Below are 19,984 nucleotides of genomic sequence, written 5' to 3' on the forward strand. Positions count from 1 at the left end.
GCCACTACGGGCGCGCCCAGCGCCGCCGCGCGCACCGCGACCGCGCGCCCGATCGCGCCGTAGCCGACAATGCCCACAGTGGTCCCGGCAACCCGCCCGAGCGAGGCCGGCTGCCAGTCCGCGCGGCTGCGCACGGTCACGCCCGCAAGGTTCTTGGCCTGCGCATAGATCGCGGCGATCACATAGTCGGCGATCTCGTCCGAGGCGACACCGCGCCCGCAGCTCACGATCGGCGCGTCGAGCATCCACGACGGATAGAAATCCACCCCGACCGACGCGCTGTAGACCCAACGCAACCGCCCCGGCCAGCTCTGCGGGCGCGGCAGATGGTGGTTGCCGCGCCATGCGTCGGACGGCCGGACGATCAGCACGTCGGCCTCGCTCGCGATGTCCCACGGCGCATCCTCGGGCACGGCAATTACCGAAGGCGCGATCGGATGGCTGGCGATCAGCCCGTTGATACCGGGTTCGAGCTGGCTGGCGATGACGAGCGACATGGCCCTACACCCCCAGCGCGGCGCGGCCGCCCGCGACCAGGATCGTGTCGGTCTGCGGCGAGTGGATGCGGCTGCACAGCACGTCGCGGTAATGGCGCTCCAGCGGGTTCTTGCGCGTCAGCCCCGGATTGCCGGTCAGCTCCAGCCCGATCTCGACCGCGCGGATCGCGTTACCGGTCGCGACATATTTGATGTTGTTGAGCGCATTCGCACTCGGCAGCGTGCCGGCGTCGATATCGGCGGCGGCGCTCTCGATCAGCGTGCGATTGACCTGCAGCAGCGCCTCGATCTCCCCCACCTTTTCCTGCACGCGCGGCAGCGTGGCGAGCGATGCGCCGAGATTGGCAGGCACGCGATCGTTGAGATAGGCGACCAGCCAGTCGCGCGCCGCCCGCGCCGCGCCGTCGTAGATGGTCGAAATCGACAGCGCGTTCCACGCGGCTTGCGAGACATCGCCGGGGGTCGGCGCCCATTCCGACGGAGCACGCACGTCGACGGCATGGGCAAGCGGCGTCGGCGTGTCGGTGAAATGCACCGCATGGCTTACCGTGCCGCGCATGCCGAGATGATCCCACACCGGCTCGATCTCGATGCCCGGGCTGTCGGCGCGCACCAGGAAATTGCCGACGCGCGGGATTTCCTCGTCGGTCTTGGCCCAGACCGCGAACCAGTCGAGCCCGGTCGAACCCGTCGAATAGATTTTGGTGCCGGTGATCGCCCAACCGTCGGCGGTGCGCCGCGCCACCGTGGCGGGCAGGCCGCCGCGCACCGGCGTGCCGAGCTCAGGCTCGACGCGCAGACCGCCGATCAGCCCCCGCCCCTCGACCGCCTCGCGCGCGAGCCGCTCGTAGACTCCGGCGGGCCAGCTCCGCGTCTTGGCGGGGGCGGCGTGATAGCTGTAGGTCATGAACAGGATCAGCGCGGTGGATGGCTCGCCCTTGGCGACCGCGCCGAGCACCTTGAGTGCGTCGCCCAGGCTCGCGCCGCCGCCGCCATATTGCGGGGCGACCGTCAGGCCGATCAGCCCCTCCTCGCGCAGGAACGCGAATGCCTCGGCCGGGAAACGGCCCTCGCGATCGATCTGCTCGGCGCTCTCACTCAGCGTCGCGGTGATCCGGTCGAGCAACGCGGCTTCGATCACCGGCGGGCGGGTCGCTTCAGGGGCAAATTGCGTCGCCATGTCAAAGCGCCTTTTCGATCAGAGAGTTGAAGCGGTCGTCCCACAGCGGACGGACATCCACCGGATGCGGCAGCGACCCGGCCTTTAGAAACACGTCGGCGACCTCCTGCTGCGACTGGATCGCGGCGGGCGTGACGGGACGGAGCGAGAAGCTGTCGCTCTTGCGCGCGAACTGATCGAGCACGTAGCTTTTCGGCACGCCGATATCCTTGGCGATGGCCGCCGCCCATGCATCCTGATGCGCATCCGCCCAGGCGTAGCCGCGCCGCAGCAGCGTCAGATAGTCGCCGACCAGCTTGCTCTTGGCGGGATCGGCGAGCGTATCGACGTGCGCGGAAACGATGTAATTGCCCGAGAGAAAGCCCGATGCGGTCTTGAGAATGCGCGCGCCTTCGGTCGCGATCGCGCGCTGGATCGGGAAGCCGAAAATCGCCCAGGCATCGATCGATCCCCGCCCGAACGCGGCGGCACCATCCGACACGCCCATCGCCACGGGGGTGATATCGGACCATTTGAGGCCGACCGACTCCAGCATCTTGATGAGGAAATATTGCGTCGTCGTCGCGCGCACATAGGCGACGCGCTTGCCCTTCAGGTCCGCCAGCGATTTGATCGCCGAACCCTTGGGCACGAGCACAACCTGGTTGTTGACGTCGCCGTGCGACACCGCGACCTGCTTGAAACTCTGGATCGCGGAAGCGGCCGCAAAGATCGGGGGGATCTCGCTCATCCCCGCGACATCGAGCGAATTGCCGTTAAGCGCCTCGACGGCAAGCTGCCCCGACTGGAACTCACTATATTCCAGGCGGAAGCCCTGCGGCGCGAGGCCCGCCGCCTTGAACAGCAGGCGGTAATCAGCCTCCCCGCGCCCGATGATCGCGGCGCGGAGCACCGGCACGTCGTCCTTCCGCGCGCCGCCGCACGACGCGACCGTCAGCCCGATGCCCGCCGCACCCGCGCCGATGAGAAAACGACGGCGATCGACCACGCGATCGTTGCGAAACAGGGGGACGCGAATGGCACGGTCTTTCGATGTGGAGACCGCGCGAGCTAAGCGCCTCGTTCAATTCCCATCAAACAAGTATTGTTTTGGGCGTATGAAGTTTGCTCAAGTCGCGCCTGCGTCACTCAAGCGGCGGCTTCAAGCCCTTGATCGCAGAAGGAATGATGCGGCCATAGGCATCGATATAGCGCGGGATCGGGCCGGGATGCGGCGTCCGGTCGGGCAGATCGACCTCGATCGCGTCGACGAAGCACCAGCCCCAGCCTTCGGGCGGATCATAGCCCTGGATGATCGGATGGCCCTCCGCATGGAAGTGCGCGGTGGCGTGACGGTTGGGCGATTCGTCGCAGCAGCCGACGTGCCCGCAGCTCCGGCATAGCCGCAGATGCACCCACCAACTCCCGCTCGCGAGGCATTCCGCGCAACCCGCCGTCTGCGGCGTGACCTGGTTGACGGTGGAGAGATGGTCGCAGGAATCGGTCATGGCGTCAGATTACACCGTCCGCTGCGGATGTCATCGATTCCGGCGGATTACCGGACATCGGCGGCGCGATTTTACCGGTTTCCTACATCGCCACAGAGGTTTATAGATATTCGAACTGCAGCCTTGCCGCGGTATTTCCATCAGGCTAAAGAGCCGGGCGCTGTAGGGGTGTAGCTCAGTTGGTTAGAGCGTCGGTCTCCAAAACCGAAGGCCGTCGGTTCGAGTCCGACCTCCCCTGCCAGCCGCCAGCGCGCACGCGGCCACTCTCGTCGCGAGACACGCGCCACCATCCAACACCGCTTGATTTCCACGGAACCCGGGCGTATCCCACCGCCATTCCGAAATCGGGAACAATCGTCGTCGGGCCCTTGGCGGGACCGGGCGGCGGGCCCATGTCCCGCTTCGGCTACAATGAGTGCAGGCACAAACGCATGACGACCCCCGTCGAGTTCTACAATCAGGTGATCGCCGAGACCAAGAAGGTCGTCTGGCCGACCCGTCGCGAGACGATCATGACCGGCGTGATGGTGATGATCATGACGACGCTGCTCGCGGTGTTCTTCTTCGGGATCGACACGATCTTCGAACTGATCGTGCGGCAGCTGCTCAGCCTCGCCAAATAATTTACGGAAAAAAATCGACATGGCACGCTGGTACATCATTCACGCTTACTCGGGCTTCGAGGGCAAGGTCCGCGACCAGATCATGGCCGACGCCACCCGCCTCGGCCTCGACGCGCTGGTCGAACAGATCGAAGTGCCGACCGAGACCGTGACCGAGGCCCGCCGCGGCAAGAAGATCGCGGTCGAGCGCAAGTTCATGCCCGGCTACGTGCTCGCCAAGCTCAACATGAACGACGACGTCTATCACCTCGTCAAGAACACGCCTAAGGTGACGGGCTTCCTGGGATCGATGGGCAAGCCCCAGCCGATCAGCGAGGCCGAGGCTGCGCGCATGCTGAACAGCAAGGAAGAAGCCGCCGCCGCACCGAAGCAGAAGGTCAAGGTCGACTTCGAGATCGGCGATTCGGTCAAGGTGCTGGACGGCCCGTTCGCGAGCTTCAACGGCCTGGTCGAGGAACTCGATTTCGACCGCAGCCGCGTGAAGGTCTCCGTGTCGATCTTCGGCCGCGCGACGCCGGTCGAGCTGGAATTCGAGCAGGTCGAGCGCAGCAAGTAAGGCGAAGCCTTACGCCGCGACCGCACGCGGGTTAGCGCAGCTAACCCGCGAGAGCGGCGCTCGACCGGACGGCGGACGCGCGGAGCGCGATCCGGCCGACGACGCGGGATTTACTCCCGCGTCCAAAGCCTCAGCGCCAGCGTCGCGCGGCCCACCCACATTGAATCCGTCACCATTCGATGCCATAATCCGTGCCTGAACACGGAAGGTCGCCCGATGCGCACCACCCTCGCCCTTGACGACGATCTCATCGCGCAGGCGCAGACCTATACCGGGCTCACCGAGAAATCGGCGATCGTGCGCGAGGCGCTGAAGGCGCTGAAGGCGCTGATCCAGCGCGAGGCGGCGCACCGGTTGGCGCGTCTCGGCGGCAGCGATCCCGATGCCGCCGCTGGACCGCGCCGCCGCTTCGAATGAGCGAATTGCTCGTCGATACGGGCGTCTGGATCGATTTCCTTCGAGGCGGCGATGCGGCCCTCAGCGAAGCCTTGCTGGAAGAGCGCGTGATAGGCCACATCCTCGTTACCGGAGAGATCGCGATGGGGAGCCTCGCTGACCGCAGCCTGCCCCAGGCCGTCCGCGCGGACGATGCCGAAGTGCTGGCGATGGTGGAGCAGCGGCGGCTGTTCATCCTGGGCCTCGGCTGTATCGATGCGCATCTGCTGGCTGCCACCTTGCTGACAGCGGGGCAAGGCTGGGACGCACGACCGGCGGCTGCACGAGGCGGCGGAGGGGCTCGGGATTGCGGCAGCGGAACTTGCGAAGCGGCGCTGACCGAACGGCGGATCGCGGAACGCGCGCTCCTGCGCGAAGAAATTCCTTTTAATCCTCCGCCACATATCGCGCTTCCGCAGCAAGCACCCTACATCGCGCGGCAGGAGGGGATCTTGCACGCCGGGGACGGCGGATGGAGACCCGAATGCAGCTTCCTTTCCGTGCTATCGCGCTTGCCTTGACGGCTCTCGCCCTGCCCGCCGCCGCCGAGCCGATGCGCCCCGGCACGGTCAGCGTCGTGCTGACGACGCCGGGCGGCAGCGCCGAGGCCGAGCGGCCGGTGATCGACGCGGTGCAGCAGGCGCTGTCGGATGCGGCGTTCGTCGTCATGCCGACGGCGGGGCACAGCCGCTATATCGCGCAGATCGCCGTCGCGCAGGAGGATCGCGGGTCCGTCACTGCCAGGACCGTGCCGGGCAAGGCGACCGGCAGCGTCGGCGGCTGGGGTGCGCAGGGGAGCGTCACCCTGCCCTCGTCCAAGCGCGCGTTGCGCGATCTGGTGATGACCGAGTTGAAGGTGACGCTGGTAACGCGCGCGAACGGCAAGGCGGTGTGGAGCGGCCGCGCCACCACCGCGCAGGTCGAAGGCACGCGACAGGGCGACCCGGCGGCGGTGTTCGGCAAGCTGGCGACGGCGGTGCTGTCGCGCTTTCCGGGGGCGGCGACGGGGTTGATCTCGGTGCCTTGAGGGGGTCGGAGGCGACGCGGCATAGCCGCGTCGTCGGACGGGTTCGCGTTCCGCGACCCGCCGGCCGGTCCGGCGCGTCTCGAGACTAGCTGCGCTAATCGCGTGTGCGCTCGGACACCGGCCGGTCCGGTGCGTCTCGTGATTAGCTGCGCTAATCGCGTGCGCGCGCGGACTTGCGCAACCGGACCAAGGCGAGGTCGATAAGTTCTATCGGCACGTCCCACTGCGGTTCCTCGCCGCCGGCCTGGCGTTCGGCCTCCGCGATATCCGCCGCTTCGCGTTGGCGCGCGAGCCCCTGCTTGAACATCGCATCCATGCGGTAGCTCCAGGCATCGTTGGATTCGCCGCGGCGGCGCTTGATGGCGGCGGGTTCGTCGGCATCGCGGATGCGTTTGTCGTGAAGCTGGAGGAGCGCGAGCGCCTGATCGACTGTCATCGGCGGGATCGCGGGCGGATCGTTGTGGCGCCAGGCGTCGTCGGCATATGCGAAGGGCGTGAAACTTTCGAGCAGTGCCGCCTCGAGCCGCTCCGCGCCCTTTTTCAGCGCGAGGCGCATCTCGCGCTCGAAACCGGGATTGCTGCGGGCGCGGGCGTAGAAGGCGGAGTGCGAGAAGCCGGCCGCCGCCGCGCTGAGGCGGATGTTGGCGGTGGCGCTGAGCGCCGAGAGAAAGGCCTGTTCGGCGCGGGCATCGAGCCGGCCGGGCTTGCCGCGACGGATCTGGACGCGGCCCGAACGGGTGCGGATGATGCGATGCTCATCGGGGTGCGGATCGCCCGCGGGTGCCGGTTGTGGGGCGGATTGCGCCGCGGATTTGAGGGCAGCGTCGGCGACGACGAGCGCGGCATCCCATTCGATCGCGAAATTGGGATGGGCGGCGCGGCGCTTTGTGAATTTGGCACGGTGCGCACCGACTTCGCGCGCGGCGGCGCGGACGTTGCCGGTGCGGCGCAGCGCCGCAAGGAACGCGCGGTTTTCGAGAATCTGGGCTCTGGTGAGGGGGCGTGTCGGCATGGCGACGGACCATGTCTACTGCGAAATCCTACATTGCAAGTCGGAACGCGCACGCGGATAGCGACGCTAAATCGCGAGACGCGTCCGACCGGCCGGCGGGTCGCGAAAGCGAACCCGGCCGACGGCGCGGCCCTTCGACTGCCTGCCAAGGCAGGCGCTCAGGAGAGCCTTTGCCGCGACGGAAAAGAAGAAGAAGCGGGATCCCGCGTCAAGCGCGGGATGACGTTAGCGGAGGAGGCCGCGCTACCGCAGCATGGCGCGATACCGCGCAGCATACGCCGCACGCATCGCTTCCGATCCGAATGCCATCGCCCGCGCGCGCGCCTTTTCGCCCAGCGCTGCGCGGGCCTCGGGGTCAGCTATCAGCCCCGCCACGGCGGCGGCGATCGCATCGGGGCGGCGGCGCGGCACGAGCAGCGCGCCCTCGCCTGCCGCCGCGGGCACGCCGCCGACGCGCGTGGCGATGCACGGCAGGCCGCTCGCCATCGCTTCGAGCAGCGCGACGGGCGTGCCTTCATGATCGGAGGGCAGCGCGAAGGCGTCGAGGCCGGCGAGCCAGCCGGGCATGTCGGCGACGTCGCCGGCGAAGTGGACGTCGAGGCCGGCGGCGAGCGCGCGGAGGTCAGGCTCGAGCGGGCCCTGGCCGGCGATCTCGAGGCGGTATTGCGGTCCGAGCAGGCGCAGCGCGGCGATGGCATCGGCGTGGCGCTTCACCGGATGAAGGCGGGCGGCGATACCGATGGTGAAGGTCGCGTGCGGGGTGCGGTCGCGCGGGGCGAAGCGGGCGAGGTCGATGCCGGGCGGGATGGTCGCGATCGGCTGCCCCGCGATCCAGCGGAAGCGGCGGGCGAGATCGTCGCTCACCGCCGTCACGCCGCGTGACGCGCGCAGGCCGCGCGCGATGGCGGGGAGCCAGCGCCAGCCGCTGCCCAGCGCGACGTGGAGGGTGGTGAGCGTCGGCACGTCGCGCATCACGGGGGCCGCGAGCGCGGCGGCGATATGGCCCTGCGCGTGGAGCACGTCGATCCGCTCCGCCGCGAGCAGCGCGCGCAGGCGCGTCGCGAAATCGGGAGCCGCGCGGTCGAGGTCATGCTGCGCAGCATCCACCGCGATCCGCCGTCCCTCGGCATGCGGATCGTAGCGGAGGATCACCGGCTCCACGCCCTGCGCCGCCGCCCCTGCGCACAGGTCGGCGACCAGCCGCTCGCGGCCGCCCGTCACCATGTTGGGCAGGAGATGGGCGACGCGCACCTTAGCGGGCGAGACGCTCCGCCGCGTCCTTGGCGTATTTGCGGAAGGACGGCGCGTGCTTCTCGACGCGCGAGGCCGCCTCGCAGTGGCAATTCGGGCAGTTGAGCTGGAAAGCGTCGCGCGCGGCATCGTGGTGCTTCGGCGTGTAGAGGATTTCGCTCAGCCTTTTCTCGTGCAGATTGCCGAGCGGGAAGGTGACGTAGCAGAGCATCACCGATCCGTCGGCACCGACCCACAGCAACTTGCGCGCGTCGCACGGCACCTTCATCTCTTCCTGCTTCAGCGCCCAGTCGGCGAAGGAGGCGATGGCGACCTCGCTCTCGGTCAGCAGCTCGGGACGGTCGCGCTTCACCTTCAGCAGATGATCGATGACGGCATCGACGGCGGGCTTGTCCTCGGGCCGGAACTGCAGCTCGCGGTCCTCGCCCTCCTGGAAATAGGGCAGCGAATAATGGACGACGTCGATGTGGACGCGGCCCTGGAAGCGATCGGCGAAGGCGATCATCTCGTCCACCGCCGCGACGCTCGCCGAGCGGCGGCTGAGCAGGAAGTTGAACTGCAGGTCGAGCTCGTCCGGGCCGTAGAGCGCGCGCGTGTTGGTGAGGCTCTCGACCAGCCGCGCGAAGCGGCCGGGGCGCTGGACGTATTCGTCGAACGCGCCTTCCTGCCCGTAATAGCCGATCGTCACCTTACGCAGGCCGGCTTCGTGAAGTGCTGCGATCTTGCGGTCGAGGATCAGCGCGTTGGTCGTCATGTAGCAGCCGACGCCGAGTTCGTTGGAGAGGCGCACCATCTCGACCACGTCGGGGTGCAGCAGGGGCTCGCCGCCGTAGAGGCGCACGGCCGGCACCTTCGCGGCGGCGGCATCCTCGAGCAGTTCGCGCACCGTCTGCATCGGAAGCTGCGCGCCGGGCATGAAGTCGCGACCGTATTTGCAGCCCTGGCAGCGCAGGTTGCAATGCGCGGTGATGGCGATGGTGATCTTCTCGGTCCGCGCGCGGATGATCGAGGGCCAGCTTTCCGCGAGCGTCGACATCATGCGCTCGCTGGCGCGGTATCCCGCCTTCAGCGCGGGCGCGGTGGCGGGCACGGTACGCGCAATCGAACGGGCAAGACTATCGATGGTCATGGCAAGCTCCCCAGATGCCGGAGAGCGAGAGGTAACATCGGGATGGAAGACGTCAGCGTGAATAGGTGGTTAAGAATACAGCATAAGTGGTTAAGATCAGGCGCAGACCATCACTCCATCAACTTGTCGAAATCGGGATTGGCCTTGCGCTGGCATTGTTCTCGCGCGGCATCGCCGGCCGCGCGCTGATCGAGGATGCCGCTGCGGTCGCTCTGGCCGTAGGGCTGCACCGTCACCTCCGCTGCGCTGTACTTCACCGCATAGCCGGAGAGCGTCATGCCGGTGACCGAGCGCAGGCTTTCGGCGACGTTGTCGAGGTCCTGATTGCCCTCGCAATGATAGAAGCCGCCGGAGCAACTGCACCGCTTCGTCTCGCTGTAGATGCTCACCGCGCGCTCGACATGCACCACCCGCTTCACGCGCCGGCCCTGCACGCGCGAGCCCGGTGTATAGGCGCTGACGAACACCTTCACGGGATCGGCCGAGACGATGGTCCAGTCGATCGCCTCGTAAGAAGTCAGCCACAGCACCACGGGCCGGCCGGTGGCGGGCACGTTGACGGTGACGCTCGTGTCCTTGGCGGCGCTTTCGTAGAGGCCGACATAGGCGAGCCTCGCCCCGCTTTCGGCGTCGCCGATATAGTCCGATGCCGAGGCGGCGGGCACCGTCTCGACCGGATCCTCGATCGTCACCTTGAATTCGGTCGTGTGCCAGCCGTTGGCGAATTCGACCTCGACGATGTGATCGCCCTTGGAAAATTCGTGCGTGAAGCTCTTGTTGCCGCCGCCGTCGAAGACCGGCTCGCCGTCGACGAAGATCCGCGCCTTCGACCAGCTGAGGCTGACGCTTATCTGCTTCGACATGGTGCGTGGAACGCGGACCCTGCCGACCCAATAGCCGGCGAATTGCGGCGAGTTGATATTGTGGAAATCGGCCCAGGCATATTTGATCGCAATGCTGTCGACATCTTCCTGGAAGATGAGCCTGCCGGGATCGTCACGGTTGATGTAGAAAGCGCGGAAGCCTTCGTTGGGCACCGCGCCAGTGGGGTTCAGCTTCCGGCCCCAGCCGCTGTGGATCTTGTCGGGCACGAGCATCTGGCCGGTGTCGCGGCGCGGCTTGCCCCAGCCGGACGCGGGGTCCGTCCCCGGCGCGACGAGCGCCACGACCAGCCCGCCCGCGAAAAGAACCATCAGCCAGCGCCACATGCCCCGTACCCCCGTCCCGATGCTTCGGGCGGGTGGTAGGATGCGAAAGTGGCGAAGGTATTAACGCCGCGCGCTACACCACCAACCGCGCGGCGACCTCCAGCAATTGATTGCTGTGGAACGGCTTCGACAACAGCTCGGCATCGTCGAAATTCTCGGGCAGCGACACGCGGCCATAGCCGCTGACGAACACGAACGGGATGTTCTTCGCCGCGAGCGAGGTCGCGATCTCGCCCACGGGTTGCCCGCCGAGATTGGCGTCGAGCAGCGCCGCATCGACGCGGTATTGCTCGATCAGGCCGAGCGCCGCCGACACGCTGGTCGCGGGGCCGACGACGAGCGCGCCGGCATCCTCGAGCTGGCCGGCGATATCCATCGCCATCAGCGGTTCGTCCTCGATGATGAGGATGCGCTTGCCGCGCAGCACGGCCGGTGGCGTGGGGCCCCTGCGTGCGGCGGCGATCGGCACCGGCGCGGACGCGGGCCTTTCCGACGCGCGCGCACCGGAAAGCGGGAAGCTGATCTCCCAGCGGACGCCATCGGCCTCGGCGGCCATGCGGGCGTCGCCGCCGGCACCGCGCACGCTCGCCTCGATCAGGCGCGTGCCGAAGCCGCGCCGCACCGGCCCCTCGACGCGCGGCCCGCCGCTTTCGGCCCAGCGCAGATCGAGGTTCGCCCCGTCCACGCGCCACAGGATCGTCACCAGCCCTTCCGGCCGCGAGAGCGCACCGTATTTGAGCGAATTGGTGCCGAGTTCGTGCAGGATCATCGCCATCTTCGGCACGGCGGTGGCATCGAGATGAACGTCCGGGCCGGACGCGGAAATCTGCGCCTCGTCGACGGGGCCGAGCTTCATCTGGTCCTGCACGATGTCGCGCAGTTGCGTGCCCTTCCAGTCATTCGTGCTGAGCTGCGAGTGGACGCGCGACATCGACTGGATGCGGCCACCGAAGCTCGCCACGAAATCCTCGGGATCGTCGCAGCTCCGCAGCGTCTGCGATGCGATCGCCTGCACCGTCGCCAGCATGTTCTTCACGCGGTGGCTGAGCTCGCCGGTCAGCATCTTCTGGAGCTCGGCGGCCTCGCGCAGCGCCTCGTCGGCGATGGTGCGTTCGAGCAGATCGGCCGCCTGGCGCGCGAGAATGTCGAGCATCCGAAGGTCGCGCTCGGACGGTTCGTGCGGCGCGTCCCAATGCGTCGAGATCATGCCGAGCAGCTCGCCGCTGCGCGAGATCAGCGGCGTGGTCTGTGCGGAGCGGATGCCGGTCTCGCGGAAAGCGGTCAGGTCCGGCGTGCCGGCGATATCGTCCCAGCGGTCGTAATCGGCGATGACGGCGCGGCGGCCGGTCTTGAGCGCCTGGGTGCAGCTGCTGTGCGCGGCGGGGCTGACGACCTGCCAGAACGCCTCCGCCTCGGGCGGGAGGCCGCGCGAACAGAGCAATTGCAGGCAGCCGCCGTTGCCCGAGGGATCGTCGGGCGGGCAGAGCAACTGCATCGTGCCGAATTGCGAGCGCGTGATCGCGATGGCTGCGTCGACGATCTTGCCGCACAGCTCGACGCGGTCCTGCTCGCCGATCAACTCGATGCTGATGGAATGAAGAAGCTCGATATCATCGGGTGTCGCCGCCGGAGCCGGGAAACGATCGGATATCGGCATATGTGCGTGTCGCAAGGTCGTCATGTTCCCCCCAGGGCATGTGCAGCGCACAATTCACAACGATCGTCTCGGTTCCGCAATGGATACCCGTTTCGAGCCACGCGGGTTCTTTGCCACGCGGGTTCTTTATAGTGGCTGCGCGCGAGGCGGGAGGACAAGAGCGGTTGCGCCCTTGCGCCGCTTACGCTATGCGCGCGCCCTTCCAGAGAGACATCGATGGAATTCCCGCGGGAGGCCTGTTCGCAGGTCGCTTGTACCGCTCGACTCGAAAAGAGAGTGACATGGCAAAGAAGATTACCGGATACATCAAGCTGCAGGTTCCTGCAGGCAAGGCGAACCCCTCGCCGCCGATCGGCCCGGCGCTGGGTCAGCGCGGCGTGAACATCATGGAATTCTGCAAGGCGTTCAACGCGCAGACGGGCAACGAGGAAGTCGGCACGCCGCTCCCCACCGTCATCACCGTCTATGCCGACCGCAGCTTCTCGTTCGAGACCAAGACGCCGCCGGCGACCTATCTCATCAAGAAGGCCGCGAACCTGAAGTCGGGTTCCAAGGAGCCGGGCAAGGTTTCCGCCGGAAAGATCAAGCGCTCGCAGCTCTCCGAGATCGCGACCGCGAAGATGAAGGATCTGAACGCCAACGACATCGACGCGGCGACCCGCATCATCGAAGGCTCCGCCCGCGCGATGGGCCTCGAAGTGGTGGAGGGCTGAGATCATGGCAAAGCAGACGAAGAAGGCTCAGGCCCTTTCCGCAGCGGTCGACCGCGACAAGCTCTACGGCATCAACGACGCGATCGCGCTCGCCAAGGCGAACGCCACCGCCAAGTTCGACGAGACGATCGAGGTCGCGCTGAACCTCGGCGTCGATCCGCGCCACGCCGACCAGATGGTCCGCGGCGTCGTCACCCTGCCCAAGGGCACCGGCAAGACGGTTCGCGTGGGCGTGTTCGCCAAGGGCGCGAAGGCTGAGGAGGCTCTGGCCGCCGGTGCCGACGTGGTCGGCGCGGAAGACCTGATGGAGATCGTTCAGGGCGGCAAGATCGACTTCGATCGCTGCATCGCGACCCCTGACATGATGGGCGTCGTCGGCCGGCTCGGCAAGATCCTGGGCCCGAAGGGCATGATGCCGAACCCCAAGCTCGGCACCGTGACGATGAACGTCGCCGAAGCGGTCAAGGCGGCCAAGGGCGGCCAGATCGAATACCGCGTCGAGAAGGCGGGCATCATCCACGCCGGCCTCGGCAAGGCATCGTTCCCGGCCGAAGACCTGCGCGCGAACTTCGACGCGCTGGTCGATGCCGTGATCAAGGCCAAGCCGTCGGGCGCGAAGGGCAAGTATGTCCGCAAGGTCGCGATCAGCTCGACCATGGGCGCGGGCGTCAAGGTCGACGTTGCCGAGGTGAGCGCGGCGTAAGCCTCGCCTTCACGCGAAACTATCGAGAAGGGCCGGGAGCGATCCCGGCCCTTTTTGTTTGCTGAACCAAAGGCCGCGCTGCCCGTTGGGGATGCGTGAGCGATCTTTCGCATCCGCACCGTTTCGCGCGCGCGATCGCCTGCGTGGCCGTGACGCTGTGTCTTGCCGCGTGTGATTCCGCTAAGGCGCCCGCCGATGCTTCGGCGACGGGTGCCGACGTCTCATCGGCCTCCGCGCTGTTCGACCGTTTCGTGAAATCGGAAGGCGCGGATTTCGAGGCCTGCTTCGCTGGTGAGCCGGTGATGGCCGGGCCGGGCGCGCTGCAGTCGTTGCCGGGCCGGGCGGCGGCACCCGTGAAGATCGCCAGCCTCATCATCGCCATCGACGCATCGGGTTCGATGGCCGCGCGGATCGGCGGCGAGACCAAGATGGACGCGGCGAAACGCGCGGCGGCATCGTTCCTCGCCAGCGTCCCGGCCGGTACGCGGGTCGGGCTGGTGGCGTTCGGCCACAAGGGCGACAACAGCCGGCAGGCCAAGGCGGCGAGTTGCAGCGGCGTCGAGACGCTCTACCCGCTCGGGCAGGCGAATGCGGCGGAGGTGACGCACGCGCTGGAGGGCGTGAAGGCGACGGGCTGGACGCCGCTGGCATCGGCGATTTCCACCGCGGGCAAGGCATTTGCGCCGGGACCGCCGGCCGGGGCGCAGGTAATCTATGTCGTGTCGGACGGACTCGAAACCTGCGGCGGCGATCCGGTGGCGGCGGCGCGCGCGCTGAACGGCGGGCCGGTGAAGGCGATCGTCAATGTCATCGGCTTCGATCTCAGCGCGGCGGACCGGGCGCAGTTGCAGGCGGTGGCGGCGGCGGGCGGCGGCGCGTTCGTCGAGGCGGGATCGGGCCGCGCGCTAAGCGATACCTTCGCCGACCTGCTGCGCAAGGCGCAGGCGGTCTCGGCGATCACCACGGAGCGGTTCGACGCGGGGGGCCGCATCGCCGCCAACAGCATGGCGGTGGGGCGCTACACCACCAACCTCAACCTCTGCATCGCCCATGCGGCTGCTGCGGAATCCGGGAAGTTGCCGCGTTTTCTGGATGCGTCGGGGGGCGCTGCCGGCGACCGCGAGGCCGCGCGCACCGATCTGGTCACGCGGCACGAACGCTATCGGACACGGTCGCAGCAGGTGGCCGACCGGGTGGCAGCGGCGGCGGACCGCGCCAATGCCGCGATCACCGCGCAGGCCAAGTCCAGCGAAGGCCGGCTGGGCGTCGACCGCTAACGTTACTTCCCCGCGAACATCTTCCACATCTGCGGGCGGCCGGTGGGCTTCGGCGTGCCGTCGATGCGGACGGCGTGGAGGATGGTGACGGGCTTGACGAGCAACTGGCCCTTGAATGCGCCGTCGCCGCCCTGCGCGGTCGGCATGGCGAGGATGCGCTTCACCACGTCCATCCCTTCGGCGACCTTGCCGAACACGGCATAGCCCGGGAAGCCAGGCCGCGCGTCGAGATTGGGCGCGGGGCCGGACAGCATCGAGAAATTGGCGCTGCCCGATGTCGTCGCGGCATAGCGCGCCATCGAGATCGCGCCATCGACGTGGCGCAGGCCGGTCTGGCTGGTGGGTTCCAGCGGGAGAATGTCGAGGCGGCGGCGCGCGTCGGTGCCGATCCCGCCCTGCACGAAGCCCAGCCCCGGCTGCCCCGCCTTGCGCGCCGCGCGGTAGAAGCTGGTGCCGTCGAGCCGACCGTCATCGACATAGGCGAGGAAGTTCTTCGCGGTGATCGGGGCGTGACGCACGTCGATGGCGAGCACGATCGGCCCGGCGGAGGTTTCGAGGCGGACGCGGACGACGGAGGGCTCGCTCGCGGGCGCGGCGGCGGTGAGGAGGAGGGCGGCGAGGATCGGGGGGAGGAAACGCATGGAGACTCTCGAACGTGGCAACCGATTCCCCGTGAGGGCCATCCCTTATCCGTCGGCGCGGCGCAAGCTGGCGGTTGCGGGCGGGAACGCCCGACCTTCGTCACCCCGGCCTTGTGCCGGGGTCCACCAAGCCGCTTGCTTGGCGCCCCGATCTTCCAGCCGACGCGCTTCCCGCCCGGTGGATTCCGGAGCAAGTCCGGGATGACGGATGGTGTGTGGCGCGCGCAGATCGGAAAAGAGGCTGCAAGCCCCTCCCCTCCTCATCGGCGCGCGACGCGGCAAAGCCGCGTCGTCGGACGGCGCTTTGGCGCCGCCGGCCGCGCGCGGCTCGAGCGTGCGTTTAGCTTCGCCAAACGCAACGCCGCCGCGCTACGCTACGATCTTGTCGACCGCCCCGATGAACGCCGTCATGTCTTCCTTCGACCCCACGGTGACGCGCGAGACGGTCGGCCAGATCGGCCAGCTGCGGCCGATCTCGACGTCCTGCTTGCGGAAAGCGGCCTGCATGTCCTTGGCGGGCTTGGTCTTCCAGTCGATCATGAACATGTTGGCGGCGGTGGGCTTCACGTCGAGGCCCTTCTTCTTGAGGTGCGCCAGCGTGATCGCGCGGACCCCTTCCATCTCTTCGCGCCGCGCCTTGATCAGCGCCGCCGAGGTCAGGCTGGCGGTGGCGCAGGCGAGGCTCGGGAGCGGGAGCGCGCCCGACTGCATGCCGCCGTCATAGCGCATCATCTTCCCGATATTGTCGGGGTTGGTCATGATGAAGGCCATGCGCATGCCGGCCATGCCGAAGATCTTCGAGAAGGTGCGCATGACGATCACGTCCTTGCGCTGCGACACGAGGAAGCTCGCGGTCGGCACGCCGGCGAAGTGCGTATAGGCCTCGTCGATCAGCACCATCGAATCCGCCGGCTTGTTGTCGAGCAGCCACTGGATGTCGGCGATCGGCGTGATCGTGCCGGTCGGGTTGTTGGGCGTGCAGATGTAATAGAGGCCGGCGTTGGGATCGGCCGCGAGCATACCCTTGACGTCGTGCGTGTAATCCTTGGTCAGCGGCACGGCCTTGACCGGCACCTTCAGCCACTGCGCGGTGCGGCCCGCCAGCTCGAAGGTCGGATCGGCGGTAACGAGGCCGCGCTCGGGCGAGCAATAGGTGACGACCGAACGGCACAAGGGATCGGACGAGCCGGGCCACGGCGCGACGTGATCGTACGGCACGTTCTCGACCGCCATCACCGCCTTGATGAAATCGCCGCGTTCGTCGTGCGGGGAATAGCGGTTGCCGCTGGCGATGATCTTCGCCGCCGCCTGCTGACCGGGCATCAGCGGGCCGGTCCAGCATTCGTTGGCGCCGATGCGGGTCTTCGCCTCGGGCGCGGGATCGGGCACGCCGCCCGATGCGAAGGCCGGGCGGCCCATCGTCGCGACTGCCGCGCCGATGCCGAACAGACCGGCGATCCGCGCCAGATCGCGCCGCGCGAAACCGCGATGCATCAGATCGTCCTGAATTTCTTCCTTAACGAGTGCGTCCGTCATGTCTCGACCCCTAGATTGCAGATGACCGCACCGGACTCTCCCGCCCCCGATGCTGCGCGCGCGAAGTTTCCAACACTTTTGACGCAAATGCTACGCGGGTATTTCTCGAACGAAGCGTTGCATTTATGAGCGCAGCTCAAGCGAAAGGGCCGGAGGATCGCTCCCCCGGCCCCGTCTTTTACGCGGATACTGTCGGGCTCAGATGCCCACCACGCCGCCGTCGGTCTTGGTGATGACGATCGTCGCCGAACGCGGGCGCGACGATCCGGTCGCGGCACCGGTCTGCGTCGCCGGCCAGCTGCTGGAGATCGCGGCCGGGTTGCCGTTCTCGCCGGGGTGCTGGATGTTGACGAACAGCGAGCGGCCGTCCGGCGTCGAGGTGATGCCGGTCAGTTCGCATTCCTTCGGGCCGACCAGGATACGGCGCAGCGTCGTCCCCGGTGCCTTGCCGACGCGGGTCGATTGCGTGCCCGTCGCGCCGCCGATCGTGTTGGTGATCGTCTTGGTCGTGCCGTCGCCGACCTTGCCCGGAATGGCGGCGAGCAACATGCAGTTGGTGACATCGGTATAGGCACCGTCATCGGTCTCGATCCAAAGGATCGGGGTGTTCAGGCCGGTGACGTTGGTGGGGATGCCGAACCACAGGCCGTCGGGCGACGAGAAGTCGTTGGTCGCGTCGAGGCCCGACAGGTTGATGTTGGTGGCATTGAGATCCGACCCCGAACCGAAGGCATAGATATCCCAGGTGAAGGCGGTCGCCTCGGTCGTGTCGCCCGTCTCGCGCAGACGGATGATGTGGCCGTTGGCGTTACCGTTAGTCTGGCCGCCGGTCGTCTTGGGGTCGGTATAGGCGCGCGGGTTGGCCGTGTCGGTATTGGCGACGGTGCGCGAGCTGTTGTTGGTCAGCGTGCAGTACATTTCGCCATTGGCCGGGTTGATGGCGGTCCATTCGGGCCGGTCCATCTTGGTCGCGCCCAGCGCGTCGGCGGCGAGACGGACATTCATCAGAACGTCGGCCTGGTCGGCGAAGGCATAGGTCGGGTTGGCGGCGGTCAGCGGGCCGGTGCCGAAGGTGAGCGGCAGCCAGGTGCCCGAACCGTCGGCGGCGAACTTCGCCACGTAGAGCGTGCCGGCGTCGAGATACTTGTCGCCGGTCGCGAGACGGTCGGTCGGGGTCGCATCGGCCGCGACCCACGGCGTGTTCGACACGAACTTGTAGATATATTCGTTCTGCGCGTCGTCGCCCATGTAGAAGGCGGGCTTGACGCCGGCGATCATGCGGCCGGCGGTGCAGCCTTCATGGTTCATACGGCCGAGCGCGGTGCGCTTCCGCGGGACCGATGCGGCGGTGTACGGATCGATTTCCAGCACCCAGCCGAACTGGAAGGCCTCGAAGCGGAAATCGCCGGTGCCGTCGGCGGGCTTGGTCGGATCGACGGTGATGTCCCAGCGGCGGAACAAGGTGTTGCTCGCGCTGGCGGGGACGACCGTGGCCCAGCCGTAGTTGCCGGGGCGGTTCTCCGGGATGCCGTAGCGCGCGAGGCTGACGTTCTGCTTGGTGCCCGCGCCGCCGCGTGCGGCGACGTCACCCGTGGCGCGCTTGAAATAGCCCGCCCAGTTTTCCTCGTTGGTGAGGTACGTGCCCCACGGCATAGCGCCGTTGGCGCAGTTGTTGATCGTGCCGCGGCCGTCGGTGCCGGCGGTCGAGAAGGCGGTCTTGAGCCAAGCGTTGCCGCGCACCGGGCCGTTGAAGGTCATCGGCGTGGAGGGCGTGATGCGGCGGTTGAGGCTCGACGTCGGGGCATAGGCCCAGGTCGATCCGGTGCGCGTGACCTCGACCACCGAGACGCCGTGGCAGTCGATCTCCTTCTGCGCTTCCGATTCGGGACGGATGCCGCCGGGCGCGGTCGCGCCGCCGACGTGGAGATAGGACTGGTTGATGTTCTCGTGATTGAGCGCCAGCAGGCCGCGCGTGTTGTTGGAGGCGTCCGGCGCGGAACCCGAGGCCGAGAGACCGAAATAGGTCATGCCGTCATGGTGATCGCCGGCGCGCTGCGCATAGTTGGTGTCGGTGCCGTCGTTGGCGAAGGCGGCGACGCCCGACGCGATCGGATCGCCGAGCCGGTAGAGCACGGTGACTTCATAGCCGGCCGGCACGGTGACGAGATCGGTCTGCGACTTGGGAACGGCGGTGAAGCCGAGCACGGCGGGATTGACCGTGACAGTGCTGTCGGCAGCGACGAGCGCGCCCGAAGCGTCCTTGGTCGAGAAGCGGAAGACCAGCGGGGTCGCGGCCGCGACGCTCGGCGCCGAGAAGGTCGCGGTCGCGGTGCTGGCGTTGGTGAGCGTCACCGTGGGGCCGCTGATCTGCGTCCACTGATCGCCGGAATGGGTGCCGCCGATGGTCGCCGTCAGCGTCACCGTCACGCCCGACGTGGTGGTGATCGAACCGCCGGTCGTGACGGTCGCGGACGGGACGAGCGCGGCCGCATCGTTATTCGAACACGCGCTGAGCGCCGCGCCGCCGAACACGGCGAACGCCGCAGCCGAAACGCCGCCGAACAGCGTCTGGCGGCGCGAGTAGCGCGCATCGATCAGCTCGTTCAGGTGCGGATTGGCGGAAATATTGGTATCGACGTCGCCGTCGTCATAGCCGATCGTCAGCTGGTTCGTGTCTGTCATGTGAAGATTCCCCGGTCGGTCCCGGCCGGTATGGCCTGTGGTCCTGCGGGTGCGTGTGTTCCTCAAACGTAACATGCGCATTGCTTGCGCGAGACAGCGGCGAGACTCTTTTGCGACGGGAACATGACAGAAGCTTCATGTTGACGGAGATTGCATCCTCCCCCCGCAAGAGGGAGGTGTCGCGAAGCGTCGGAGGCGAAGGACATCGATGCAGCCGAGCGGGCACCGCCGTCCGCCCCCTCCGTCAGGCTTTGCCTGCCACCTGGGGGAGGATTGTGGCCGGTTGACTTCGCCGCCTTATCCGTTATGTGCCCGCGCTCGCCCGGCATGGCTTGTCCCATGGTCGACTATGCCGGGTCCGTCCGAGACA

At 67.5% G+C, this 19,984-nt stretch carries 20 protein-coding genes and 1 tRNA gene; 9 read left to right on the forward strand and 12 right to left on the reverse strand.

Annotation, left to right across the window (positions count from 1 at the left end; all coding sequences use genetic code 11):
- From Q5H94_RS08335 to Q5H94_RS08350, 4 genes are all read right to left on the reverse strand, one after another.
- On the reverse strand, positions 1 to 497 hold a 497-nt coding region (locus Q5H94_RS08335), incomplete at its 3' end, for an NAD(P)-dependent oxidoreductase (RefSeq protein WP_304560803.1).
- A gap of 4 nt (positions 498 to 501) precedes the next feature.
- Positions 502 to 1,677 carry an acyl-CoA dehydrogenase family protein gene (locus tag Q5H94_RS08340; RefSeq protein WP_304560804.1) on the reverse strand — a complete coding sequence of 392 codons (1,176 nt, stop codon included), beginning with the start codon at positions 1,675 to 1,677 and terminating at the stop codon, positions 502 to 504.
- Between the two features lies 1 nt (position 1,678).
- Positions 1,679 to 2,665 (reverse strand): ABC transporter substrate-binding protein, encoded by a 987-nt coding sequence (locus tag Q5H94_RS08345; protein ID WP_304560805.1) that lies wholly within the window; start codon positions 2,663 to 2,665, stop codon positions 1,679 to 1,681.
- Between the two features lie 136 nt (positions 2,666 to 2,801).
- Positions 2,802 to 3,164, reverse strand: coding sequence for a UBP-type zinc finger domain-containing protein (locus Q5H94_RS08350; protein WP_304560806.1), 363 nt, complete (start codon positions 3,162 to 3,164; stop codon positions 2,802 to 2,804).
- Between the two features lie 164 nt (positions 3,165 to 3,328).
- Between Q5H94_RS08350 and Q5H94_RS08355 the strand changes: the two genes are divergently transcribed.
- From Q5H94_RS08355 to Q5H94_RS08380, 6 genes are all read left to right on the forward strand, one after another.
- Positions 3,329 to 3,405, forward strand: a tRNA-Trp gene (locus tag Q5H94_RS08355).
- 190 nt (positions 3,406 to 3,595) lie between these two features.
- Positions 3,596 to 3,787, forward strand: a complete 192-nt coding sequence (gene secE, locus Q5H94_RS08360; RefSeq protein ID WP_304560807.1) for a preprotein translocase subunit SecE — start codon at positions 3,596 to 3,598, stop codon at positions 3,785 to 3,787.
- 19 nt (positions 3,788 to 3,806) lie between these two features.
- Positions 3,807 to 4,343: a transcription termination/antitermination protein NusG gene (gene nusG / locus Q5H94_RS08365; RefSeq protein ID WP_304560808.1), complete on the forward strand. Its 537-nt coding sequence runs from the start codon at positions 3,807 to 3,809 to the stop codon at positions 4,341 to 4,343.
- 216 nt (positions 4,344 to 4,559) lie between these two features.
- Positions 4,560 to 4,760: a type II toxin-antitoxin system VapB family antitoxin gene (locus Q5H94_RS08370; RefSeq protein ID WP_304560809.1), complete on the forward strand. Its 201-nt coding sequence runs from the start codon at positions 4,560 to 4,562 to the stop codon at positions 4,758 to 4,760.
- On the forward strand, positions 4,757 to 5,299 hold the full coding sequence (locus tag Q5H94_RS08375; protein WP_304560810.1) for a PIN domain-containing protein: 543 nt from the start codon (positions 4,757 to 4,759) through the stop codon (positions 5,297 to 5,299). Before Q5H94_RS08370 ends, Q5H94_RS08375 begins: the two co-directional genes overlap by 4 nt.
- Positions 5,296 to 5,805: a DUF4136 domain-containing protein gene (locus tag Q5H94_RS08380; protein WP_304560811.1), complete on the forward strand. Its 510-nt coding sequence runs from the start codon at positions 5,296 to 5,298 to the stop codon at positions 5,803 to 5,805. The genes Q5H94_RS08375 and Q5H94_RS08380 overlap by 4 nt, the downstream gene beginning before the upstream one ends.
- A gap of 151 nt (positions 5,806 to 5,956) precedes the next feature.
- Here Q5H94_RS08380 and Q5H94_RS08385 read toward each other — a convergent pair whose 3' ends face one another.
- From Q5H94_RS08385 to Q5H94_RS08405, 5 genes are all read right to left on the reverse strand, one after another.
- A complete protein-coding gene (locus tag Q5H94_RS08385) occupies positions 5,957 to 6,817 on the reverse strand; it encodes a hypothetical protein (RefSeq protein WP_304560812.1) in 861 nt (286 codons plus the stop codon).
- Positions 6,818 to 7,060: 243 nt separating this feature from the next.
- The gene (locus Q5H94_RS08390; RefSeq protein WP_304560813.1) at positions 7,061 to 8,068 is read right to left on the reverse strand and encodes a glycosyltransferase; all 1,008 of its coding nucleotides are present in this window, start codon (positions 8,066 to 8,068) and stop codon (positions 7,061 to 7,063) included.
- 1 nt (position 8,069) lies between these two features.
- Entirely contained in the window at positions 8,070 to 9,197 is a 1,128-nt protein-coding gene (locus Q5H94_RS08395; RefSeq protein ID WP_304560814.1) for a radical SAM protein, read from the reverse strand.
- Positions 9,198 to 9,307: 110 nt separating this feature from the next.
- Complete coding sequence (locus tag Q5H94_RS08400) at positions 9,308 to 10,390, reverse strand: hypothetical protein (RefSeq protein ID WP_304560815.1); 1,083 nt, start codon at positions 10,388 to 10,390, stop codon at positions 9,308 to 9,310.
- 88 nt (positions 10,391 to 10,478) lie between these two features.
- On the reverse strand, positions 10,479 to 12,062 hold the full coding sequence (locus Q5H94_RS08405) for an HWE histidine kinase domain-containing protein (RefSeq protein WP_304560816.1): 1,584 nt from the start codon (positions 12,060 to 12,062) through the stop codon (positions 10,479 to 10,481).
- 281 nt (positions 12,063 to 12,343) lie between these two features.
- Between Q5H94_RS08405 and rplK the strand changes: the two genes are divergently transcribed.
- The 3 genes from rplK to Q5H94_RS08420 all read left to right on the forward strand — a co-directional run bounded on the left by rplK (position 12,344) and on the right by Q5H94_RS08420 (position 14,755).
- Entirely contained in the window at positions 12,344 to 12,775 is a 432-nt protein-coding gene (gene rplK / locus Q5H94_RS08410) for a 50S ribosomal protein L11 (RefSeq protein ID WP_304560817.1), read from the forward strand.
- 4 nt (positions 12,776 to 12,779) lie between these two features.
- A complete protein-coding gene (rplA, locus tag Q5H94_RS08415; RefSeq protein ID WP_304560818.1) occupies positions 12,780 to 13,478 on the forward strand; it encodes a 50S ribosomal protein L1 in 699 nt (232 codons plus the stop codon).
- A gap of 95 nt (positions 13,479 to 13,573) precedes the next feature.
- Complete coding sequence (locus Q5H94_RS08420; protein ID WP_304560819.1) at positions 13,574 to 14,755, forward strand: vWA domain-containing protein; 1,182 nt, start codon at positions 13,574 to 13,576, stop codon at positions 14,753 to 14,755.
- A 2-nt stretch (positions 14,756 to 14,757) separates the two neighbouring features.
- On the opposite strand, the gene Q5H94_RS08425 is transcribed toward Q5H94_RS08420, so the two are convergent.
- From Q5H94_RS08425 to Q5H94_RS08435, 3 genes are all read right to left on the reverse strand, one after another.
- The gene (locus Q5H94_RS08425) at positions 14,758 to 15,396 is read right to left on the reverse strand and encodes a peptidylprolyl isomerase (RefSeq protein WP_304560820.1); all 639 of its coding nucleotides are present in this window, start codon (positions 15,394 to 15,396) and stop codon (positions 14,758 to 14,760) included.
- A 369-nt stretch (positions 15,397 to 15,765) separates the two neighbouring features.
- Complete coding sequence (locus Q5H94_RS08430; protein WP_304560821.1) at positions 15,766 to 16,932, reverse strand: pyridoxal phosphate-dependent aminotransferase; 1,167 nt, start codon at positions 16,930 to 16,932, stop codon at positions 15,766 to 15,768.
- A gap of 198 nt (positions 16,933 to 17,130) precedes the next feature.
- Positions 17,131 to 19,614, reverse strand: coding sequence for a PhoX family protein (locus Q5H94_RS08435; RefSeq protein WP_304560822.1), 2,484 nt, complete (start codon positions 19,612 to 19,614; stop codon positions 17,131 to 17,133).
- Positions 19,615 to 19,984: the final 370 nt, after the last annotated feature.

The organism is Sphingomonas immobilis, from assembly GCF_030580995.1.
GTDB lineage: Bacteria > Pseudomonadota > Alphaproteobacteria > Sphingomonadales > Sphingomonadaceae > Sphingomonas > Sphingomonas immobilis.

What these genes read in the sequence shown, in the direction of transcription:
- Q5H94_RS08340 (WP_304560804.1), bottom strand. Translation starts at nt 1,677, where the DNA reads ATGGCGACGCAATTTGCCCCTGAAGCGACCCGCCCGCCGGTGATCGAA.
- Q5H94_RS08350 (WP_304560806.1), bottom strand. Translation starts at nt 3,164, where the DNA reads ATGACCGATTCCTGCGACCATCTCTCCACCGTCAACCAGGTCACGCCG.
- secE (WP_304560807.1), top strand. Translation starts at nt 3,596, where the DNA reads ATGACGACCCCCGTCGAGTTCTACAATCAGGTGATCGCCGAGACCAAG.
- nusG (WP_304560808.1), top strand. Translation starts at nt 3,807, where the DNA reads ATGGCACGCTGGTACATCATTCACGCTTACTCGGGCTTCGAGGGCAAG.
- Q5H94_RS08370 (WP_304560809.1), top strand. Translation starts at nt 4,560, where the DNA reads ATGCGCACCACCCTCGCCCTTGACGACGATCTCATCGCGCAGGCGCAG.
- Q5H94_RS08375 (WP_304560810.1), top strand. Translation starts at nt 4,757, where the DNA reads ATGAGCGAATTGCTCGTCGATACGGGCGTCTGGATCGATTTCCTTCGA.
- Q5H94_RS08385 (WP_304560812.1), bottom strand. Translation starts at nt 6,817, where the DNA reads ATGCCGACACGCCCCCTCACCAGAGCCCAGATTCTCGAAAACCGCGCG.
- Q5H94_RS08395 (WP_304560814.1), bottom strand. Translation starts at nt 9,197, where the DNA reads ATGACCATCGATAGTCTTGCCCGTTCGATTGCGCGTACCGTGCCCGCC.
- Q5H94_RS08400 (WP_304560815.1), bottom strand. Translation starts at nt 10,390, where the DNA reads ATGGTTCTTTTCGCGGGCGGGCTGGTCGTGGCGCTCGTCGCGCCGGGG.
- Q5H94_RS08405 (WP_304560816.1), bottom strand. Translation starts at nt 12,062, where the DNA reads ATGCCGATATCCGATCGTTTCCCGGCTCCGGCGGCGACACCCGATGAT.
- rplK (WP_304560817.1), top strand. Translation starts at nt 12,344, where the DNA reads ATGGCAAAGAAGATTACCGGATACATCAAGCTGCAGGTTCCTGCAGGC.
- rplA (WP_304560818.1), top strand. Translation starts at nt 12,780, where the DNA reads ATGGCAAAGCAGACGAAGAAGGCTCAGGCCCTTTCCGCAGCGGTCGAC.
- Q5H94_RS08425 (WP_304560820.1), bottom strand. Translation starts at nt 15,396, where the DNA reads ATGCGTTTCCTCCCCCCGATCCTCGCCGCCCTCCTCCTCACCGCCGCC.
- Q5H94_RS08430 (WP_304560821.1), bottom strand. Translation starts at nt 16,932, where the DNA reads ATGACGGACGCACTCGTTAAGGAAGAAATTCAGGACGATCTGATGCAT.
- Q5H94_RS08435 (WP_304560822.1), bottom strand. Translation starts at nt 19,614, where the DNA reads ATGACAGACACGAACCAGCTGACGATCGGCTATGACGACGGCGACGTC.